Genomic DNA, 14,342 nt, shown 5'->3' with positions numbered 1-14,342 from the left:
TTAAAAGAATGAGTTCATATATAAAATTGTTATTTACCGCTTTTTGCCATATCTTTTTTTGGGTTGGTGTTTATTTCTTTTACACTTATTTTTTAGGTTATGGTAGTTTAAATGTAAATTATGTAAATTCATTTTCATGGTATTTAATGCCAAGTACAATTGTTACAAGTTATTTGTTTCTGTATTATTTGTTTCCTTTATATCTTCAAAAAAAGAAATATTTTTTATTTTTTCTTTACAGTATTTACACGTTTATAATTTCTAATTGTGCTATAATTTTATCAATTTTATTTGGTTTTATTTTTTTAGACGCGTCTGATAACATAACTGTAATTCCTTTAACTAAAGGTTTACCATTTATAGTTTTTGGAGTTTATATGGTTGTTTTGTTTTCAATTGTGATAGGATTAATGATATTTAACTATTTAGACCAAAAAAAAACAGAAGATTTAAAAAATAAATTCTTACAAACCCAACTACAATTAAAAGAACAAGAATTAAAGTTTTTAAAAATGCAAATTCATCCACATTTTTTATTTAATTCTTTAAATACAATTTATGGTTTTGCATTGCAAAAAGGAGATGAAGCGCCAGAAATGATTTTAAAATTATCGAACCTATTAGACTATATTTTATACCAAATAGAAAAACCTAAAGTTAACTTAGAACAAGAAATTAATCATTTAGAAGATTATATTTCTTTAGAGAAAATGCGTTTTCATGATTCTTTAAAAGTGAATCTTCAAAAGGAGATTTTAACAGAAAATATAGAAATTTCACCAATGTTATTAATCCCTTTTGCAGAAAATAGTTTTAAACATGGTAAAATACGCAATGGTTTTTTAGAAATTGATATCAAGCTAAGTGTAACTGATAATGAATTGGTATTTACAATTCAAAATTCATCAAAAAATGATGTTAATTCAAATGTTGGTATCGGTATAGAAAATATTAGAAAAAGATTGCAAATGCTGTATCCGAATAAACATCAGCTTAAAATTCAAGATAAAGAAGCAACTTTTAGTGTAAGTTTAAAAATTCAATTAGAAGATTTTCAAAATAATTAATATGAAAAAAATTACTTGTGTTATTGTTGATGATGAGCCTGTAGCAAGAGATATTTTGACTTCTTATGTAGCTAAAATACCTAGTTTAGAATTGGTAGCAACTTGTAAGAATGCAATGGAAGCTTTTCAAGTGTCTAATACTCAAAATATAGATATTTTCTTTTTAGATATTAATATGCCAGACATTTCTGGATTGTCTGTGGCGAAATCTATCAACCAAAAATCTAAAATTATTTTTACAACTGCGTACAGAGAATACGCTGTAGATGGTTTCGATTTACAAGCGGTAGATTACTTGTTAAAACCGATTTCGTTTGACCGTTTTTTGCAGGCAATTAATAAATTATTTAATCAAAACTCTAAAGTTTCTTCAGAAATTTCATCCGAAGAAAATCTTGTAAAGAATGATTTTATTTTTGTGAGATCTGATAGAAAAATGCTAAAAATTAATTTTGATGAACTACTTTATGTAGAAAGTTTGTCTGATTATATAAAACTTCATTTAAAAGATAAGGTAATTACAACTAGAGAAACAATTAGTAATATTGAAACGAAATTACCCGCTAAAAACTTTCTTAGAATTCATAGATCTTTTATTGTAAATCTTAAAAAAGCAACTTCTTACACAAACGAATTTGTAGAGATTGGTAAAAATGCGATTCCTATTAGTAGAACTTACAAAGAAAATGTACTTAAAAAGTTGAAGGAAATTTCATAGAAATAGTTTTATCTTTGATGCAAATTTTAGACTTTTGAATACGACACAATTTATTCCAGAAATACTTTCAGAAAAAATAGAAAAGGCAACTTTTACATGGCAAACACCAAGTAATATTGCGTTGGTAAAATATTGGGGAAAAAGCAATCCTCAAATTCCTAAAAACGCTTCTATAAGTTTTACGCTAAATAACTGTCATACAATTACTACAATAGATTTTTTGAAATCAGAAAAATCTGAAAAAGTAAATTTTGATTTATTTTTTGAAGGAAAAGAAAAGGAAGAGTTTAAGCCAAAAATTGCTGAGTTTTTTAATAGAGTAGCAAATTATTGTCCGTATATTTTTGATTATAAGATGATTATTAAGTCAGAAAACTCTTTTCCGCATTCTAGCGGAATTGCATCTTCGGCAAGTGGTTTAAGTGCAATTGCTATGTGTTTAATGAGTTTAGAGAAAGAATTAAATCCTGATTTATCTAAAGACTTTGTCAATCAAAAAGCATCTTTTTTAGCACGTTTAGGTTCTGGAAGCGCTAGTAGAAGTATCGAAGGACCTTTGGTTGTTTGGGGGGCGCATCCTGAAATTGAAGGAAGTTCTGATTTATTTGGAGTTCAATTTCCGTATGAAGTTCATCCGGTTTTTAAAAATTATCAAGATGCTATTTTATTAGTAGATAAAGGCGAAAAAGTTGTTTCTAGTACGGTTGGTCATAATTTAATGCACAATCATCCGTATGCAGAAAATAGATTTACGCAAGCAAATGAAAATCTAGAGAAAATATCTAACATTCTACAAAATGGCGATATTAAAGCTTTTGTGAATTTAGTAGAAAGTGAAGCTTTAACGTTGCATGCGATGATGTTAACAAGTAATCCTTATTTTATTTTAATGAAGCCAAATACTTTAGAAATAATCAATAAAATTTGGAAGTATAGGGCTGAAAATGAGAGTAATATTTGTTTTACTTTAGATGCCGGCGCAAATGTGCATGTTCTATATCCTGAAAACGAAAAAGACGCGGTAAACAAATTTATCGAAGAAGATTTAGCAAACTACTGTCAGAAAAAGCAGTATATTTATGATACTGTAGGTTTAGGAGCAGTAAAAAAGTAACCTAATTTTAATATTATGAAGTTTATTTTAGTATTGTTTTTTTTCTTTTCATCATTTTTAACGTTAGCACAAGATAAGATTTGGTTTGATGCAAACGGAAATGTATCAACCAAAGAAAATGCTGTTTATTACAGGGTTTCATCAAAAAATAAAACTAAAAAGCAACTAATTATAGATTATTATATTTCTGGTAAAAAAGCCAAAGAATCTTATTTTGTTAAAGGTAAGCAAGATGGTAAGTATGTAGAGTTTTACAATACAGGTGAGGTAAGAGTAACTGGTGTTTACCAAAATGGATTAAAAACCGGGATGTGGAAAACCTACGACAAAAAAGGAAAAATAAAGAAAAAAGGAAAGTATTTTAAAGGCGAAAAAGTAGGCGTTTGGAAAACTTTTTACAAGAATAATTAATAAGAATTTGTTTACAAATAAATTCGTATTTTTGTAACGTAATAAACATAACTATGAAAGGCCCACTATTTTACGCTAAAATTTTACTTTTTGGAGAATACGGAATTATTAAAGACTCGAAAGGGCTTGCGATTCCTTTTAATGCATATAGAGGCGCTTTAAAATCATCTGAAAATCTTTCAGGTAAAGCTTTAGATTCTAATGGTAATTTAGAAAAGTTTTACACTTATTTATCTAACTTAAAAACAGATTTAGTTACTTTTAATTTAGAAGAACTAAAAAAAGATATCGAAAACGGTATGTATTTCGATTCTTCAATTCCGCAAGGTTATGGTGTTGGTAGTTCTGGTGCTTTAGTAGCATCTATTTATGATAAGTATGCTTCTAATAAAATTACTGTATTAGAGAATTTAACAAGAGACAAATTGTTGAATTTAAAATCAGTTTTTTCTTTAATGGAATCTTTTTTTCATGGTAAAAGTTCTGGTTTAGATCCTTTAAACAGTTACCTAAGTTTACCAATTTTAATCAATTCTAAAGATAATGTCGAACCAGCAGGAATTCCTTCACAAAAAGAAGGTAAAGGAGCTGTCTTCTTGTTAGACTCAGAGCAAATTGGTGAAACAGAGCCAATGGTAAACATCTTTATGAATAAGATGAAGAACGAAGGTTTTAGAAAAATGATTAGTGAAGAATTTTCTACAACTACAGATGCTTGTATAGAAGATTTTTTACAAGGTAATGTAAAATCTTTGTTTGGTAATGTAAAGTCTTTGTCTAAGATTGTTTTAAAGAATTTTAAACCAATGATACCTTCTGCTTTTCATAAAGTTTGGGAAAAAGGAATATCAACAAATGACTACTATCTTAAACTTTGTGGTTCTGGTGGTGGTGGTTACATCTTAGGTTTTACAGAAGATTTTGCAAAAGCTCAAAAAAGTTTAAAAGATTATAAGCTAGAATTGGTTTATAGATTTTAAAAAACTTTATGAGTACTTCAAAATTAAAAAGAACAATTCTTAAATTTTTTAGTTTATTTTCTGCAGTTAGAGGTTACAATATTTTAGTTTTAATTGTAGCACAATATCTTGCGGCAATATTTATTTTTTCACCAGCTAGGTCTTTAAAAGAAGTACTTTTCGATTTACATTTACTGTTTTTAGTGTTGGCATCTGTATTTGTAATTGCTGGTGGTTATATAATTAATAATTTTTACGACTCTAAAATTGATAAGATTAACAGGCCTGTTAAAGCTGGTTTAGATAATTTTGTAAAGCAGTCTACAAAACTTAGATTGTATTTTATATTAAATTTTATAGGTTTCTTATTCGGAGTTTTAATCTCATGGCGAGCAGCATTGTTTTTTGCTGTTTACATTTTTGCTATTTGGTTTTACTCACATAAATTAAAAATGAACCCTATTTTAGGTTTTGTAACTGCTACAATCTTAACAGTTTTACCCTTTTTTGCTGTTTTTGTCTATTTTGACAATTTCTCTCCTATAATTTTTGTGCATGCTAGTTTTTTGTTTTTAGTGGTTATGGTTAGAGAGCTTATTAAAGATTTACAAAATTTAAAAGGAGCTATTGTAAGTAATTATAACACGTTTCCGGTGGTATATGGCGAACGTAAAACAAAAATAACATCTATAATAATACTTACTTTAACTATTTTACCAGTAAGTATTTTGTTTAGTTATCCTTCTTTAAGTTACATGCGATATTATTTTTATTTTGCATTAATTATCTTCTTTTTTGTAGGTTTTTCACTTTGGAAATCTCAAACGAGAAATCACTACAGAATGTTACACAACATTTTAAAAATGTTACTTTTAATTGGCGTTTTGTGTTTGATTTTTATTGATACGTCACTTCTTTTAGATAAAGTGATTGATAGATTGAACTAGAATTCAATAATATAACTACCTTTGCAAAAATTTTTATAATGAATTCAAATAGAAACTCGTCGAGAGGACGACAAGAAGGTAAAAAAAGTACACCTTTAAGTAGAAAAAGTGGAACTTCAAACAAGAAAAGTTCTCCGTTAGGAAGAAAAAACACTAAAAAATCTTTTTCTAAAGTAAAAGAAACTCCAAAATCTGATGAATCATCAGGAATCCGTTTAAATAAATATATTGCCAATTCTGGAATTTGCTCAAGAAGAGAAGCCGATACTTATATCGAACACGGTAGTGTAGAGGTTAATGGTAAGTTGGTTACAGAAATGGGATATAAAGTTCAGCCAGATGATGTGGTTCGTTTCGACGGAACTTCAATTTCTCCTGAGCAAAAAAGATATATTTTACTAAACAAACCTAAAAATTATATCACTACAATGGATGATGATAGAGGTAGGAAAACAGTAATGGAATTAGTGTCAAATGCTTCTAAAGAAAGAATATATCCGGTTGGTAGATTAGATAGAAATACTACAGGTTTGTTGTTGTTTACTAATGATGGTGATTTGGCTAAAAAGTTAACGCATCCAAAACACAATGTTCGTAAATTATACCACGCATCTTTAGATAGAAAGCTAGATTTAAGAGATTTAGAAAAATTAAGAGGTGAGGTGATTATTGAGGGTAGAAAGGTGTTTATTGATGCTGTTTCTTACGTAGAAGGACAACCAAAATCTGAAATCGGAATTGAAATTCATTCTGGTAGAAATAGAATTGTTCGTAAAATTTTTGAACACGTAGGTTATAAAGTTAATAAGTTAGATAGAGTAATTTTTGCTGAATTAACTAAGAAAAACTTACCAAGAGGAAGATGGAGACCTTTAACAAATCAAGAAGTAAATAATCTTCAAATGTTAAAGTAATTTTATTGTAATACATTATTAAAAAGAGCCTTTTAGAATTCTAAAAGGCTCTTTTATGCTTTACAGATATATAATCTAATATGCTTGCTTTTAGATTTAGAGTTTAACTTCTATTGAAAACATATTTATTATACTTATTTAGTTTTTTAAGAGTTCTTAAGGAATGTTATAAAGAACAATATTGGAATTTTCGAAATAGTGTGTTAAGCTTATGTGTTCGCCCTTAAACCTTTTTATACATATGATATAAATAAATTAGGTTTATTAGTATCTTATTTAGTACCCTAAAAACAAAAAACCCTAAAAACATAGTGTTTATAGGGTCTTTTTGTGGTACCTCCAGGAATCGAACCAGGGACACAAGGATTTTCAGTCCTTTGCTCTACCAACTGAGCTAAGGTACCATTGCCTTAGCGGATGCAAATATATAATGTTTTTTGATATCTCCTAATCTTTTTTCGAAAAAAAGTAAAAAAAAAATATTTTTTATCTAAATTTGAATCATGAATCTAATAATTGATGTAGGGAATACAAGGGTTAAGTCTGCTGTTTTTGAGGGAGATAAATTAATAAATCTTTATGTTTTTGATAAAAGAAAAATTATTTCAGAAATTAGAAAAATTTTAAAAGAAAATTCAATTTCACAGGCAATTATTTCAAATGTTGCTTCTATTTCAGAAAAAAAGATGTTGCACCTTCATAGATTAGTAGATTTAGAAGTGGTTTCATCAGCAACAAAAGTTCCTTTTAAGAATTTGTATAAAACGCCACATACTTTAGGTGTAGATAGAATTGCACTGGTTGCAGGTGCAGTTCAACAATTTCCTAATAAAAATGTTTTAGTAATAGATGCGGGTACATGTATTACTTTTGATTTTGTGAATTCTGATGCAGAGTATCTGGGTGGAGCAATTTCTTTGGGAATAAAAATGCGTTACAAAGCATTAAATAAGTTTACTGCAAATTTACCTTTATTAGAAACATTAGAATTAGAAAATCTTATTGGTAAAAACACAAAAGAAAGTATAATTTCTGGTGTTTTAAATGGTGTAGTGAAAGAGTTACAAGGAATAATTGATAGCTATGAGCAAAAATTTGCAAATTTAACAATAGTTTTAACGGGAGGAGACACAAATTTCTTGTCAAAACAATTTAAAAGTAGCATATTTGCCAATCAAAATTTTCTCCTACAAGGATTAAATGAAATATTGAAATTTAAGGAACACAAATGATTAGAAAGATTTTAACGGTTTTTTTACTGATAACATCGGCAACATTATTAGCTCAAAGAACTAGTTCTTCTCCATATTCTTTTTTTGGAATTGGTGAGCAGTATACGCCAAGAACAGTTGAAAACGCAACAATGGGAGGAATAGGAGTTTCTTTTAACCATTATAAATATTTAAATTTTACCAATCCGGCAGCAAATGCTTTTCTAAGGCAAACTACTTATGCAATCGGACTTTTAAACAACGATTTAACGGTAAAATCTGCAGATGCTAAGCAAAGCTCTACATCTACAAGTTTAAATTACATTGCTTTAGGTGTTCCTATTGGAAATAAAGCTGGTTTTTCTGTTGGTTTACAACCGGTATCTTCAGTTGGTTATTCTCTTTCAAATAGTGAATTTGACGCAAATGGAGATATATCTGCAATAACTTTATATTCAGGTGAAGGTGGTGTTAATAGATTGTACGGAAGTTTTGGTATTAAATTAACTAAAGAGATCGCTTTAGGTATCGAAGCTGATTATACCTTTGGAAACATAGAAAATAGTATTACAAACCAAAGAGCAGATGTTAGTTTAGCTACAAAATATAAAGAAACAAGCATTGTTAGAGGTGGTACTGTTACTTTAGGGTCACAATATCAAAAATTCTTGAAAAACGATACTTATTTAAATGCGGGAGCAACTTTTAAGTTAGGTAATGATTTAAAAACGTATGGTAACGAGTATTTATATTCTTTAACACTTTCTGGTGCAGGTATAGATATTCCTAGAGATACACTTTCTAGCAGTTCTACGAATGGTAGATATAAAATGCCTTTAAAATCTATCTTAGGAGTAAGCGTTGGTAAATATGATAAATGGCATGTTGGTGTAGAATACCAAAATCAAGATGCTATACAACCAGAAGGGTTTATCAATAATACAAACAATTCTTTTAAATACGAATCTTCTAACAGAGTATCTTTAGGAGGTTATTACATACCAAAAATAAATTCTATTTCTAGTTACTGGGATAGAGTTACCTACAGGGCTGGATTAAGATACGAAAACATCGGATTAGCGATAGACGGTTCTGGTTCTGGAACAAATTATACCTCAATTAACGACTTTGGCATGTCTTTTGGTTTAGGTTTACCACTGAAACAATTATCTAATGTTAATTTAGGTTTTGAATATGGTAAAAGAGGTACAACCACAAACAACCTAGTTCAAGAGAATTACTTTAATTTTAGACTTAGTTTGTCATTGACAGCTTCCGGAGCTCAAAGTTGGTTCAGAAAAAGAAAGATTGATTAATTTATAAAACAACTATTAAAATGAAGAAAATTACGTTTTTATTAGCTGCAATGTTATTTATAACTACAGTAAAAACAAATGCACAGGTATCAAAAACAGATTGTGAAATTAAATACAATCTTTTTAGCGGAGACTATAAATCTAAAAAATACGATGATGCTTATACAAATTGGATATTTTTATTAGATAATTGTAAAGATTTATCTGTAAACATATATAAGTTAGGTGCTAACTTAGCAGAAGATGTTAGAAAAGATCCTGTTTTAGCAAAAAGAGTATACGAACAAAGGTTAGAAGTTTTTCCTAACTCTAATCCAGCAAAAGTACATAGTGATTATGCATCTTATTTATACAAAAATAAGTTAGCAGATGATAACACTATTTTTACAATATTAGAGAAAGCATACAAGATTGATCCTACTAAGTTAGGTGTAAAGAATCTTTATATTTATTTTCAAGGAATTACTGATAGAAATAAAGATACTAATCCACAATTAGTATTTGATACTTACGATAACGTATTAGAAAATATTAATTTAAAATTAGAAGGATACGCTAAGAAATTAGTTCAATTAAGAAAAGATTCGGCCAATTTAGATAAAAGAGGTTTAAGAAATTTAAAAGCTTACAAAAGTAACTCTAAATCATTAGGTACAGTAGAGGTTGGTTTAGATAAAATGATTTCTGAAATTGCTACTTGTGAGCGTTTAGTGCCATTATATCAAAGAGATTTTGAAGCAAACAAAACAGATGCAGTTTGGTTAAAAAGAGCGGTTTCTAGAATGTTTAATAAAGGATGTCAAACTGATCCTTTATTCGAAAAGTTAGTAAGAGCTTATGCAGAAGCATCTCCTTCACCAGAAGCATATTCTTTCTTAGCTAATGTTTTAGAAGATAATGGCGATTCTGCAGGAGCTAATGATATGAGAGAAAAATCTTTTAGTTTAGAAACAGATCCTTTAAAGAAAGCAAAGTATAAATTAAAGTTTGCTCAAGCAGCAAAAGATAGAGGTCAATTTAGTAAAGCTAGAAGTTTAGCTAGAGAGGCAATTAAATTTAATCCTAACTTTGGTAGAGCATATTTATTTATTGCTACTTTATACCAATCTAGTGTAAACAATTGTGGAGAAAACTTATTCGAAAAAAGAATGGTTTATGTAGCTGCATTAAATATGGCGCAAAGAGCATCTTCTGTAGATCCAAGTATATCTTCTAGAGCTAGAAAATACATCAGTATTTATAGACAGAATGTACCAAGTCAAAAAGATATTTTTAACGCAACTGCAACTCCAGGAGGAAAGTTTACAATTAAATGTTGGATTGGAGAAACTGTAAGAATACCTAATAAATAGTTTTTTTGAAAAACTACATACAAATATTATTTAAAAGCATTACTGTAATTTGTTTTACAGCAATGCTTTTTTCATGTTCTAACTCTACAGAAGAGGTACGTAATTTTTTAGAAGAAAAAAACCTACCAATTGGTACAGCTAAAGACGCTTTTCATGTTTACAAAGACTCTGGTAGAATAACATCTAAATTAATTACGCCTTTATTGTTAGATTTTAGCAATCGTCAAAATCATCCTTATAATGAGTTTCCTAAAGGGATAAAAATTATTAACTTTGAAAACAAAGGAAAAGATTCTGTTACAATTATAGGTGATTATGCATTATCTTACGCTAAAACAGAAGTTTCTGAAATTAAAGGAAATGTTGTTGTGTTAAATCACACAGAACAATCTAGATTAGAAACAGAACAATTATTTTGGGATCAGAAAACAGGCTATTTTGTTTCAGAAAAACCATTTACAATGTTTAAAGAAAAAGACACTATTACCGGTGTTGGTTTCGAATGTAAAGAAGATTTAAGTAAATATATAGCCAAAACAACTATCGGTAAAATCGATACAAAAGAAGAATAATATATTATGAATAAGCTTTGGAAATTTTTTCAGTACGGATATTTAATGGTCGCATTTATTTGCTTAGTAGAAGGTATTGTTAGATGGAACTCTGAAAGAAGTAGATCTTATTTGTTTTTAGGTTTTGCATTAATGATTACCTTAGTATTCTTTTTTAAGAGACATTTTAGAAAAAAAGTACAAAAACGAAACAATCAAAATAAAAAGTTTTAGATTTCTTAATGGAAGTAGAACTCATCATTATATTATTGTCAATTATACTTTCCGCATTTTTTTCGGGAATGGAAATTGCATTCGTTTCTGCAAATAAACTTCATATCGAATTAGAGAAAAAAAGAGAAGGCTTTATTCCTCAAATTCTAAACAAAATAACTCAAAAATCTTCTAAATTTATTACCACAATGTTGGTTGGTAATAATATATCTTTAGTAATTTATAGTTACTATATGGGTAGGTTTTTAGTAAGAATTCTGCCGTTAGAAGGCTATAATGATTTTTCTATTTTACTTATTCAAACTATAATTTCTACAATTATCATTTTAATAACTGCAGAATTTTTACCTAAAGCAATCTTTAGAATTTATGCAAATGAGGTTCTTAAAATTTTTGCTTTACCAGCCTACTTTTTCTATGTGTTGTTTCATTTTTTCTCTGAGTTTATAACTTTAATTTCAGATTTTTTTCTGAAAGTATTTTTCAAAACAGATGCAGATGAACAACAAGTTGAATTTAGTAAAGAAGAATTAGGAAATTATATTACAGAACAACTAGAAACTGGTACTGATGAAGAATTAGATTCTGAAATACAAATTTTTCAAAACGCTTTAGAGTTTCATAATGTAAAGGCAAGAGAAGTTATGGTTCCTAGAACCGAGATTATTGCTGTAGAAATTCATGAAAAAGTATCAGTATTAAAAAAGATTTTTATCGAGACCGGTTTGTCTAAAGTGCTGGTTTATAAAACGTCTATGGATGATGTAATTGGTTATGTAAATGCTTTTGAATTATTTAAAAAACCAAGAACTATAAAGTCTATTTTACTACCTGTAGAAATTGTACCAGAATCTATGATGATTAATGATATTTTAAATATCTTAATGAAAAAGAGAAAAAGTATAGCAGTAGTTGTAGATGAATACGGTGGTACTTCTGGAATGATTACTGTAGAAGATATCGTCGAAGAATTGTTTGGCGAAATTGAAGATGAACACGATTCTCAAGTGTTTCTAGAAGAAAAAATAAACGATTCAACATTTAATTTTTCTGCAAGATTAGAAGTAGATTATTTAAATGAAGAATACGATTTAAGTATTCCGAAGTCTGAAGCGTACGAAACTCTAGGTGGTTTTATTATCGAACATACAGAAAGTATACCAGAAGAGAATGAAGTAGTAGATATAGAAGGTTTCGAAATAAGAATTTTAAATATAAGTGGCGCAAAAATAGACGACGTTTGCTTAAAAATTATCGATACAGAAGATTAGTTAATACTACTTACTGCATTACTTGCTATTAACTGTTTATTTAGTTTAAAATGGGTTGCAATATTAAAACCCAAATCGTATATTCGCCCACTGAAAATAAATAAAAACGTATGGCAATTTTATCAAAAATTAGAGAACGCTCAATGTTCTTGATTATCATAATTGGTTTAGCACTTTTTGCTTTTGTATTAGATCCTTCTACTTTAGGAGATTTTTTTAATTCAAGTAAAGTAAATGAAGTAGGAGAAGTGAACGGAGAAGCTATTTCTACACAAGAATTTGCAAAAGAATTAGAGCAATACAAACAACAAACAGGTGGTAGAGTTTCTGAAATGCAAGCTGCAAAAAATGTTTGGGATAACATTGTAAGAAAAAAAATATATAAAAATCAGTTAGACGAAGCTGGTATTACTGTTGGTGAGCAAGATGTTTGGAACGAAGTAATCAATTCTCCGTCAGTTCAAAATAATCCACAGTTTTTAAACGAGGCTGGTTTGTTTGATGAAGGAAAGTTTAAAACATTCTTAGCAGATACAAAAGCAAACAACGAGCAAATGTGGGCAGCTTGGTCTGGTTATATGAACCAAGTAAAAAATAATGCAGAAACAAATACTTATAATAAGTTAGTTACTGCTGGTTTAGGTGCTTCATTAAAAGAAGGCGAAACAGAATATTTAATCGAAAACACAAAGTTAAGTGGTAAGTTTGTGTACATACCTTACAGCAGTATTTCTGATAGTTTGGTTAAAATTAAAAAATCTGAAATTGCTTCTTACATTAAAGATAATGAAAGTCAGTTTAAGGTAGAAGAAGCTAGAGATCTTTCTTATGTTAAGTTCAATATTCTTGCGACACCAGAAGATGAAGCTGTAATTAAGCAGAATGTTGCAAGCTTAATTGAAGATTCTTTAGATAGAAACAACGATAAAAGGTTAGGTTTAAAAAATGCTACTGAATACAAAGAGTTTTTAGAAGAAAATAATTCTGATATTAATTTAGATTTAGGTTATAAATTTAATGCGTCAGTTAATCAAACAGTAGCCAAAGATATTTTTGCAGGTAAAGAAGGTGATGTTTTTGGTCCTTATAAAGATCAAGGATATTTCAAAATATCTAAAATTACAGAAGTTACTAAAATGCCAGATTCTGTAAAAGCTAGTCATATTTTAATACCTTTTGTTGGTTCTCAAGCAGCGCCACAAGATGTTACAAGAACTAAAGAAGAAGCGAAAAAACTTGCAGATAGTTTATTAACTGTTGTTAAAAGAAGAAAAAGTAAGTTTGCAGATTTAGCAAAAGAATTTTCTTCGGATAAAGTTTCTGGAGAAAAAGGCGGAGACTTAGATTGGTTTAATTACAATAGAATGACACCAGCTTTTAGAGATTTTAGTTTTACAAACAAAAAAGGATCTTTAGGTGTAGTAGAAACTCCTTTTGGTTACCATGTTGTTAGTGTAGATGATACAAAAAACAATCAAACTGTTTTAAAATTAGTAACATATGGTAAACAAATAGTACCATCAGAAGCTACAGAAAATGCTGTTTTTCAAGAAGCAGAACAGTTTGCTTTAGCAATTTCTAAGACAGACGATTATGCTACTTTAGCTAAAGATAAAAATTATAGTTTAAGATCTGCAGTAGGTTTACAAGTGTTAGATGAAAATGTTCCTGGTTTAGGAAACCAAAGACAAATTGTTTCTTGGGCATTTAGCGGAGATTCTGAAGTTGGTAGTTTTAAACGTTTCGATTTAGAAGGTAGTTATGTAGTTGCAGTGGTAACAGCAGAAACAGAAAAAGGATTAATGCCAGTTGAAAAAGCAATTAACAGAGTAAGACCAATTTTAACTAATAAAAAGAAAGCGGCTTTAATTTCAGAAAAATTAAACGGAAGTTCTTTAGAGGAAATTGCAAAAGCAAATAATACAACTGTAAGAACAGCTACAAATGTAGATCTTAAAAACTCTTCACTTTCTGGTGTAGGAGTAGAGCCTAAGGTAGTTGGTGCAATGTATGGTGCTAAAGAAAAGCAATTATACAAAGGTATAGAAGGTAATAGAGGTGTATTTTCTTTTGAATTAAATAAAAGGGAATTACCAACGGCTTTACCAAACTATGAAGCTAATAGAAAAAAGATTGCTGAATCTAGAAAGAGATTAACTTTTAAGATTTATGAAGCAATTAAAAAAGCTAGCGATATAGAAGATAATAGAGCTAACATGTATGTTTCTAATTAAGAGCAAGTATACTTAGATAATATTAAAAACCGTTCAATTAGCT

The 14,342-nt window shown here is 28.8% G+C and carries 14 protein-coding genes and 1 tRNA gene; 14 read left to right on the top strand and 1 reads right to left on the bottom strand.

Features of this window, described 5'->3' with window-relative positions:
- The first annotated feature begins 8 nt into the window (after window positions 1-8).
- The 7 genes from BXQ17_RS07710 to BXQ17_RS07680 are packed head-to-tail and all read left to right on the top strand — an operon-like array spanning window position 9 to window position 6,130.
- Window positions 9-1,067 carry a sensor histidine kinase gene (locus BXQ17_RS07710; RefSeq protein WP_077810060.1) on the top strand — a complete coding sequence of 353 codons (1,059 nt, stop codon included), beginning with the start codon at window positions 9-11 and terminating at the stop codon, window positions 1,065-1,067.
- Between the two features lies 1 nt (window position 1,068).
- On the top strand, window positions 1,069-1,785 hold the full coding sequence (locus tag BXQ17_RS07705; protein WP_077810059.1) for a LytTR family DNA-binding domain-containing protein: 717 nt from the start codon (window positions 1,069-1,071) through the stop codon (window positions 1,783-1,785).
- 34 nt (window positions 1,786-1,819) lie between these two features.
- The gene (locus BXQ17_RS07700; protein WP_077810058.1) at window positions 1,820-2,899 is read left to right on the top strand and encodes a diphosphomevalonate/mevalonate 3,5-bisphosphate decarboxylase family protein; all 1,080 of its coding nucleotides are present in this window, start codon (window positions 1,820-1,822) and stop codon (window positions 2,897-2,899) included.
- Window positions 2,900-2,914: 15 nt separating this feature from the next.
- Window positions 2,915-3,310, top strand: coding sequence for a hypothetical protein (locus BXQ17_RS07695; RefSeq protein WP_077810057.1), 396 nt, complete (start codon window positions 2,915-2,917; stop codon window positions 3,308-3,310).
- Between the two features lie 53 nt (window positions 3,311-3,363).
- The gene (locus BXQ17_RS07690) at window positions 3,364-4,290 is read left to right on the top strand and encodes a mevalonate kinase (protein ID WP_077810056.1); all 927 of its coding nucleotides are present in this window, start codon (window positions 3,364-3,366) and stop codon (window positions 4,288-4,290) included.
- Window positions 4,291-4,298: 8 nt separating this feature from the next.
- The gene (locus BXQ17_RS07685; protein WP_077810055.1) at window positions 4,299-5,216 is read left to right on the top strand and encodes a geranylgeranylglycerol-phosphate geranylgeranyltransferase; all 918 of its coding nucleotides are present in this window, start codon (window positions 4,299-4,301) and stop codon (window positions 5,214-5,216) included.
- A 38-nt stretch (window positions 5,217-5,254) separates the two neighbouring features.
- A complete protein-coding gene (locus BXQ17_RS07680) occupies window positions 5,255-6,130 on the top strand; it encodes a pseudouridine synthase (protein WP_077810054.1) in 876 nt (291 codons plus the stop codon).
- 331 nt (window positions 6,131-6,461) lie between these two features.
- On the opposite strand, the gene BXQ17_RS07675 is transcribed toward BXQ17_RS07680, so the two are convergent.
- Window positions 6,462-6,534: transfer RNA gene (locus BXQ17_RS07675), tRNA-Phe, on the bottom strand.
- Window positions 6,535-6,633: 99 nt separating this feature from the next.
- On the opposite strand from BXQ17_RS07675, the gene BXQ17_RS07670 reads away from it, so the two are divergent.
- From BXQ17_RS07670 to BXQ17_RS07640, 7 genes are all read left to right on the top strand, one after another.
- On the top strand, window positions 6,634-7,362 hold the full coding sequence (locus BXQ17_RS07670) for a type III pantothenate kinase (protein ID WP_077810053.1): 729 nt from the start codon (window positions 6,634-6,636) through the stop codon (window positions 7,360-7,362).
- A complete protein-coding gene (locus tag BXQ17_RS07665; protein WP_077810052.1) occupies window positions 7,359-8,657 on the top strand; it encodes a hypothetical protein in 1,299 nt (432 codons plus the stop codon). Before BXQ17_RS07670 ends, BXQ17_RS07665 begins: the two co-directional genes overlap by 4 nt.
- A 20-nt stretch (window positions 8,658-8,677) precedes the next feature.
- Window positions 8,678-10,009 carry a lipopolysaccharide assembly protein LapB gene (locus BXQ17_RS07660; protein WP_077810051.1) on the top strand — a complete coding sequence of 444 codons (1,332 nt, stop codon included), beginning with the start codon at window positions 8,678-8,680 and terminating at the stop codon, window positions 10,007-10,009.
- Between the two features lie 5 nt (window positions 10,010-10,014).
- Window positions 10,015-10,581, top strand: coding sequence for an LPS export ABC transporter periplasmic protein LptC (gene lptC, locus BXQ17_RS07655; RefSeq protein ID WP_077810050.1), 567 nt, complete (start codon window positions 10,015-10,017; stop codon window positions 10,579-10,581).
- A gap of 6 nt (window positions 10,582-10,587) precedes the next feature.
- Window positions 10,588-10,794, top strand: a complete 207-nt coding sequence (locus BXQ17_RS07650; RefSeq protein ID WP_077810049.1) for a hypothetical protein — start codon at window positions 10,588-10,590, stop codon at window positions 10,792-10,794.
- A 68-nt stretch (window positions 10,795-10,862) separates the two neighbouring features.
- Window positions 10,863-12,065 (top strand): hemolysin family protein, encoded by a 1,203-nt coding sequence (locus BXQ17_RS07645; RefSeq protein ID WP_254712348.1) that lies wholly within the window; start codon window positions 10,863-10,865, stop codon window positions 12,063-12,065.
- Between the two features lie 110 nt (window positions 12,066-12,175).
- Window positions 12,176-14,299: a peptidylprolyl isomerase gene (locus tag BXQ17_RS07640; RefSeq protein ID WP_077810047.1), complete on the top strand. Its 2,124-nt coding sequence runs from the start codon at window positions 12,176-12,178 to the stop codon at window positions 14,297-14,299.
- Window positions 14,300-14,342: the final 43 nt, after the last annotated feature.

The organism is Polaribacter sp. BM10 (assembly GCF_002005425.1).
GTDB lineage: Bacteria > Bacteroidota > Bacteroidia > Flavobacteriales > Flavobacteriaceae > Polaribacter > Polaribacter marinaquae.
The sequence above is the reverse complement of the archived record's forward strand: the minus strand, read 5'-3'. Positions and strand labels throughout refer to the sequence as shown.

Excerpts from the sequence above, each read along its gene's own strand:
- BXQ17_RS07705 (WP_077810059.1), top strand. The coding sequence starts at position 1,069 with ATGAAAAAAATTACTTGTGTTATTGTTGATGATGAGCCTGTAGCAAGA.
- BXQ17_RS07695 (WP_077810057.1), top strand. The coding sequence starts at position 2,915 with ATGAAGTTTATTTTAGTATTGTTTTTTTTCTTTTCATCATTTTTAACG.
- BXQ17_RS07690 (WP_077810056.1), top strand. The coding sequence starts at position 3,364 with ATGAAAGGCCCACTATTTTACGCTAAAATTTTACTTTTTGGAGAATAC.
- BXQ17_RS07660 (WP_077810051.1), top strand. The coding sequence starts at position 8,678 with ATGAAGAAAATTACGTTTTTATTAGCTGCAATGTTATTTATAACTACA.
- BXQ17_RS07670 (WP_077810053.1), top strand. The coding sequence starts at position 6,634 with ATGAATCTAATAATTGATGTAGGGAATACAAGGGTTAAGTCTGCTGTT.
- BXQ17_RS07650 (WP_077810049.1), top strand. The coding sequence starts at position 10,588 with ATGAATAAGCTTTGGAAATTTTTTCAGTACGGATATTTAATGGTCGCA.
- BXQ17_RS07640 (WP_077810047.1), top strand. The coding sequence starts at position 12,176 with ATGGCAATTTTATCAAAAATTAGAGAACGCTCAATGTTCTTGATTATC.
- BXQ17_RS07680 (WP_077810054.1), top strand. The coding sequence starts at position 5,255 with ATGAATTCAAATAGAAACTCGTCGAGAGGACGACAAGAAGGTAAAAAA.
- BXQ17_RS07685 (WP_077810055.1), top strand. The coding sequence starts at position 4,299 with ATGAGTACTTCAAAATTAAAAAGAACAATTCTTAAATTTTTTAGTTTA.
- BXQ17_RS07665 (WP_077810052.1), top strand. The coding sequence starts at position 7,359 with ATGATTAGAAAGATTTTAACGGTTTTTTTACTGATAACATCGGCAACA.
- BXQ17_RS07710 (WP_077810060.1), top strand. The coding sequence starts at position 9 with ATGAGTTCATATATAAAATTGTTATTTACCGCTTTTTGCCATATCTTT.
- BXQ17_RS07645 (WP_254712348.1), top strand. The coding sequence starts at position 10,863 with ATGGAAATTGCATTCGTTTCTGCAAATAAACTTCATATCGAATTAGAG.